This is a genomic window from Geitlerinema sp. PCC 9228 (assembly GCF_001870905.1).
In the GTDB taxonomy this organism is placed as follows: Bacteria; Cyanobacteriota; Cyanobacteriia; order Cyanobacteriales; family PCC-9228; genus PCC-9228.
This window is the reverse complement of sequence record NZ_LNDC01000012.1, coordinates 1-4,943: the sequence shown is the minus strand read 5'-3', so window position 1 is coordinate 4,943 and position 4,943 is coordinate 1. Positions and strand designations below refer to the sequence as shown.

The following is a 4,943-nucleotide window of genomic DNA, read 5'->3' as shown; positions in this document are numbered from 1 at the left end:
CCCCATCTTGGCGTTCTCTCAGCCCATCATTGCCAACTTGCCGACAGATTTCCCACCACGACTCCATCGTTTGAGCCTGGCGGCATGTCGGCTTGAGTTGAAATTCGTAGCTGAGAGTCAACATGATGTACGAACATAGATTAAAAAAATTTCGCCTGCTTTTTTTAGGTTCTAGCACCTCAACTTGATTGTAACGGCGGCTCGAGCCGCACGGGTCGCTTTTCATCCCTGCGCGTAAAAAGTCAGGGATTTCAAGCTCCCGATTCATGCAGTAAATGCTAACTCGGAGGAAGAAGCTGCCGACCCATAGTGGCTGGTAGACAGGGGATGGCGTCTAGAACCGCTCAAGAGTGGCATTTCCTGGCGGCAAGTGGGGCAAAACCAATAAATACCGCTGTGGCGAGCGTGGCGCAACAAACCTGTAGAACAGCAAGGACAAGGTTTCATAAAATCACTCCTTTTGCCTTCTTTTGATAGCAACCCAATGGCAATTCAGGTACGTTTCTGAGCCGCAGGGATGATTGCCAATACGGAGGCGTATTATGCGGTGTATGCCTGGTTCATGGAAAATGTTGGCCAGTCTTCACCGACAGGTTGTAAGGAAGCCACGATTTCTAGCATTTGGATATGTGCTCCTTCTCCCTGCAAATCTTCCACATAGCCACCTTGATGGATTTGTGCCTCCTGAACGCTAACAAAGGGACCAAAGTAGTAGAGATACTGCGGGCTTTCGGTAAAAATCTTTACCCAAAAGGTCAACTGTTTCGGCTTCAGGTCAGACATAGGAACCTCGCTGGAAACGTACGAAGAATATTCTTCTTTTACTGTAACTTTAAGATGTGAAAAACTTGTGAATCAAGATGAAAATTTTTATCGTGGCGATAAGCATACCGATAACGATTCTTGCCACTTGGATACAAAAAAACGCCCAATTGGCTACAAATAGCTACGATGGGGGAGCTAGAATGGTGCGGATTTGCTCTCCTAAAATTAAGGGGTCGAACGGTTTGACAATAGAGCCGCAAATCACTAGTTCTTTGGTGGCATTCGCTTCAACGCTGGATACCTTCGCCGTGAGAAAAATTACTGGAATCGACTGGGTATTGCTGTCGGCTTGCAATCTCTCCAAGGTAGCGAAGCCGTCCATTTGAGGCATCATTACGTCTAGTAAAATCGCATCGGGTTGTTCCTGTTTGGCTATGGTAATTCCTGTTTCTCCAGAACCAGCTGTCAAAACCGTCCATCCTTCTTGCAGTTCCAGAGTTAACTGGGCGACTTCCCGAATATCTTCGTCATCATCAATGATGAGGATCTTCATGACCTATTTCCCCGCGAAATTTTCACCAACTGCGTCAAAATCCCAGCTGTTTGCACGACATGGCCCAGGAAAACAAATCTCAATAATTTTTTACAAAAAAAAATAGTAAAGGGTTCGGTTTTCTATAGATTTTTTGAGAAAAAAGCAGTCATTATACCTAGAATAACAAAAAAAATGCGACATGCGATCGCTACCTTGGCCGGTGCCAACTTACGGTTCTAGTTTCTCCCAAAACTTCCTAGCAATAGCGCCCAATTTTTAAGTATTTTCCCCTTGGTAGCCGAACACGCGATCGCGACCCGCTTGCTTGGCTTGATACAGCGCGGCATCTGCAGTTTTGTACAGTGTGTGTAGATCGCTTCCGTCTTCAGGATACTCCGAAACACCACCGCTGAGGGTGATTGATAACACTTCTTCTTGCGAGGTATAGATCTTTTCCTGGTGCCATTGCTTGCGGATTTCTCCCAGACGGGCAATGGCATCCTGTTTGTAGATTCCGTACATACCGATAACAAACTCCTCCCCACCCCAACGAGCAACAATATCTTCTTCGCGAAAAGCTTTTTGCAAAAATCGCCCCAAACGATGCAACACCAAATCCCCCGTGGCGTGACCGTAGGTATCGTTTACCTGTTTGAATCGGTCCAAATCAAAAATCGCAAAACACAAAGGTAGCCCCTGGCGTTGGGATAAACGAATGTACTGTTTGAACTGCTGGCTGGATTTGCGCCGATTAGCCAGACCGGTAAGGGGATCGCAATCGGCTAAATTCCGCAGCAGCCGGCGGCGTTCCAAACGGTTAAACACCCGCGTCACTAATTCCGGTCCGATCAAAGGCTTACCAATGTAATCATCCCCACCAGCGGCAAAAATATTGGTAACGGTTTGTGTGTCCTTGTGTACCGTGAGGAACAAAACCGGCAATTCCCGCCACTGGGGATCGTTGCGCAACACCTGGCACAGTTCGATGCCGCTGTATTTCGGCATTTCCACATCCAAAATCAACAAATCCGGCTGGATTTGCTGCAAGGTCGGCCAAAAATGCGTGGAATCCTGTAAAGTGCGCGTACGAAATCCCCACGGATGGAGGAGTTGCTCCAACAACACCAACTGTTCCCTGTTGTCGTCTACGATTAAAATGGTGCCGGTGGCGTCCTTGTTTTGTTGGATTTCCCAAACCGCTTCCATGGCTTGAAACGGCGAGAGGGGTTTTTGTAAAAAAGCACGACCCCCCAAACGGGCAACTTGCAAGCGATCGCGGAAATTATCGCTGCTGTGAATGGCAACCACTGGAATTTGGGAAGCATTGTGGTGAAACGACGCCAGCCAATCAAGGCTATCTTGGACGCGATCGCATACTTCCAGGTCTAGCAGCAACACTTGCGGGATGCCCGTACTTTCTGTGAAGACTTGCTGGGTTGCTTTGAGGGAAGTGGCGGTTTGCAGGGTATATCCCCACGCTTGTGCCTCCCCAGGTATGGTTTGCAGCAAATGGCGATCGCGGCTGACCAACAACAAAAAATTATCGTTGTTTTCCTCTTCTGGCGGGTCTTCGTTGCCTGCAGGCATTCCTTTGCTTTCAGCGGTTTGTGCTTGCAATTGCCCTTGCAGTTGCTCTAGCAGTAGCTGGATTTGCTGGATGTCTTCGGTAGAGAGCGACGCAGGTTGTTGCAGTTGTTGTTCCAACTGTTGGGCTGTTTTAGAAGCTTCCGGAAACCCAAAGGTTCCCAGGCATCCTGCCAGCTTGTGAACTTCATTGTAGGCTTGTTTCCAACACTCGCCATTGGCTGGTTCGGATGTACAACTATGGCGATCGCCCGTTGCCAACATATTGAGGCTTTCCGCAATTCGATCGATGCGCTGAAACACCTTTTGACGGACCCGCTGCCACACTTGCGTAATGGTTTGCAGGGTAGGTTGGGAATGGGGGCTGATTGCATGGCTGGTCTGTTCTGACGGTGGAGTTTCTGGTGCGGTTGCAGGCATTTTTTTCAGCCGATAGCCCAATCCGTATACGGTTTCGATGGCGTCTTTGGGACCCCCTGCTGCTTGCAAAGCCCGACGCAGTCTTTTAATATGGGCTCTGACGGTGGCTTCGCTGGGGGGGTCTTCTATAGACCACAGGTGCTCCAAAATGGTGTATGGGCTGAAAACTCGGCTTTGGTGGCGTAGAAACAGTTCCAACAAACTGTATTCTTTTGGGGTTAGCCGCAGTGGTTTGCCGTCGTAGGTGACGGTGTAGGTACTGGGATCGAGGCGCAGCTTCTCCCAACCTAAAACGGGAAAGCTTTGCAAGCTGCCGCGTCGCAACAACGCCCGCATTCGAGCCACCAGTTCTTCGAGATCGATGGGTTTGACCAGGTAATCGTCTGCACCAGCATCCAACCCCAAAATCTTATCCCGTTTGGTGTCTAAGGCTGTAAGCAAAAAAATGGGCATGGTATACTGGCGCGATCGCAGCTGCCGGCATAGGGAAATGCCATTGGTTTGGGGGAGTACCACATCTAGCAGCAACAAATCGTATTCGTAGGTTTCAATGTAGTGCCAAGCCGTTTCTCCGTCGGCAACTATATCGGTTGCGTAGTTCTGCCTTTTGAGGGTTTCGGCGATCGCATCGGCTAAGTCGCGATCGTCTTCTACAATCAAAATTCTCATAACGATGGCTATGGTAACTGGACATAGCTAGATTTTTACCCGTGCGGCTTGAGCTGACGTCAACGATGTGCTACACTTGCACTAAAGTACGTCCACAATGGGGTGGGGCGGAAAAATGCTCGTCGAGGGTCCCTGTTACCGGGGATGGACTAGTTCCTAGCTAATCTATCTAGGCACACCCGATGAAGCGAGAATCCCATTGAATTCTATTCGTGAGAGTGTCAATTGGTGACAAGTTGGTCAATGCCAGCAAGAATCTGGTTGCGGCCGACAATTCTACAAGTAATACCAAATCCACCTCCAACAGACTCGCTATTTTATCTATGGAAAATTCCTGGTGTAGGGTCGATTCGCTACGAATGGACCCTACAAAATTTTTGTGGTTTTATGTACATCGGATTGGGTATAAAATAAGATATCAGCGATCTTAAATGCGAATTCTAATACCATCTGGAGCCCATTCCTCCCAGGAAAAATCTAGCTATCGTTGGTTGAGAACGTTTAAAAAGCTGCAAATTGCTTGTTGAAGGGTGACTAGTTTTGATTGGAAAATTCTATGCACGTAGGAAATTGCCTGCGTACAAAAGCAATCTTTGTTTGTTAGGATCGTCCCATGCCAAACCACAGTGCGGTTATTTTAGTTATACGTTTCTTGCGTCCCGATTGGGAAAATCGCTTGCTAGTACGTACTTAGCAAGACAGTCTCCTGTATGCAGAGAAATGTGACGATCGCAATTGCCTCCTACCCACAACTATACCTGGCAACCATCGCAGTTCCAGTCAAGGCGTTTTTTCCTTGACTTTTTGTATGGGGTCACCTTTCTAGTTACATTATAGTACCTTATCTTTATACTGTAGATATTTTTTCTACATGAAGCAGTATTTTTTTACCGGCATGAATCGGGAGCTTGAAAGCCCTGACTTTTTAAAGCAGGGATGAAAAGCGACCCGTGCGGCTTTAGCCGCCGTC

General features: G+C 48.0%; 5 protein-coding genes. All 5 read right to left on the bottom strand.

The window, feature by feature from the left end; all coding sequences use genetic code 11:
- Positions 1–124 (bottom strand): helix-turn-helix domain-containing protein (locus tag AS151_RS23180; RefSeq protein ID WP_170861266.1); only part of this gene is annotated, 124 nt, incomplete at its 3' end.
- A gap of 140 nt (positions 125–264) precedes the next feature.
- Positions 265–447, bottom strand: coding sequence for a hypothetical protein (locus AS151_RS20420; RefSeq protein ID WP_084639312.1), 183 nt, complete (start codon positions 445–447; stop codon positions 265–267).
- Between the two features lie 93 nt (positions 448–540).
- Positions 541–783, bottom strand: a complete 243-nt coding sequence (locus AS151_RS00655) for a DUF1816 domain-containing protein (RefSeq protein ID WP_071515148.1) — start codon at positions 781–783, stop codon at positions 541–543.
- 163 nt (positions 784–946) lie between these two features.
- Positions 947–1,318 carry a response regulator gene (locus AS151_RS00650; protein WP_071515147.1) on the bottom strand — a complete coding sequence of 124 codons (372 nt, stop codon included), beginning with the start codon at positions 1,316–1,318 and terminating at the stop codon, positions 947–949.
- Between the two features lie 258 nt (positions 1,319–1,576).
- Positions 1,577–3,973, bottom strand: a complete 2,397-nt coding sequence (locus AS151_RS00645; RefSeq protein WP_071515146.1) for a response regulator — start codon at positions 3,971–3,973, stop codon at positions 1,577–1,579.
- Positions 3,974–4,943: the final 970 nt, after the last annotated feature.

Bases quoted from the DNA above. Each gene is read 5' to 3' on its own strand.
- AS151_RS20420 (WP_084639312.1), bottom strand. From the start codon at position 447: ATGAAACCTTGTCCTTGCTGTTCTACAGGTTTGTTGCGCCACGCTCGC.
- AS151_RS00655 (WP_071515148.1), bottom strand. From the start codon at position 783: ATGTCTGACCTGAAGCCGAAACAGTTGACCTTTTGGGTAAAGATTTTT.
- AS151_RS00650 (WP_071515147.1), bottom strand. From the start codon at position 1,318: ATGAAGATCCTCATCATTGATGATGACGAAGATATTCGGGAAGTCGCC.
- AS151_RS00645 (WP_071515146.1), bottom strand. From the start codon at position 3,973: ATGAGAATTTTGATTGTAGAAGACGATCGCGACTTAGCCGATGCGATC.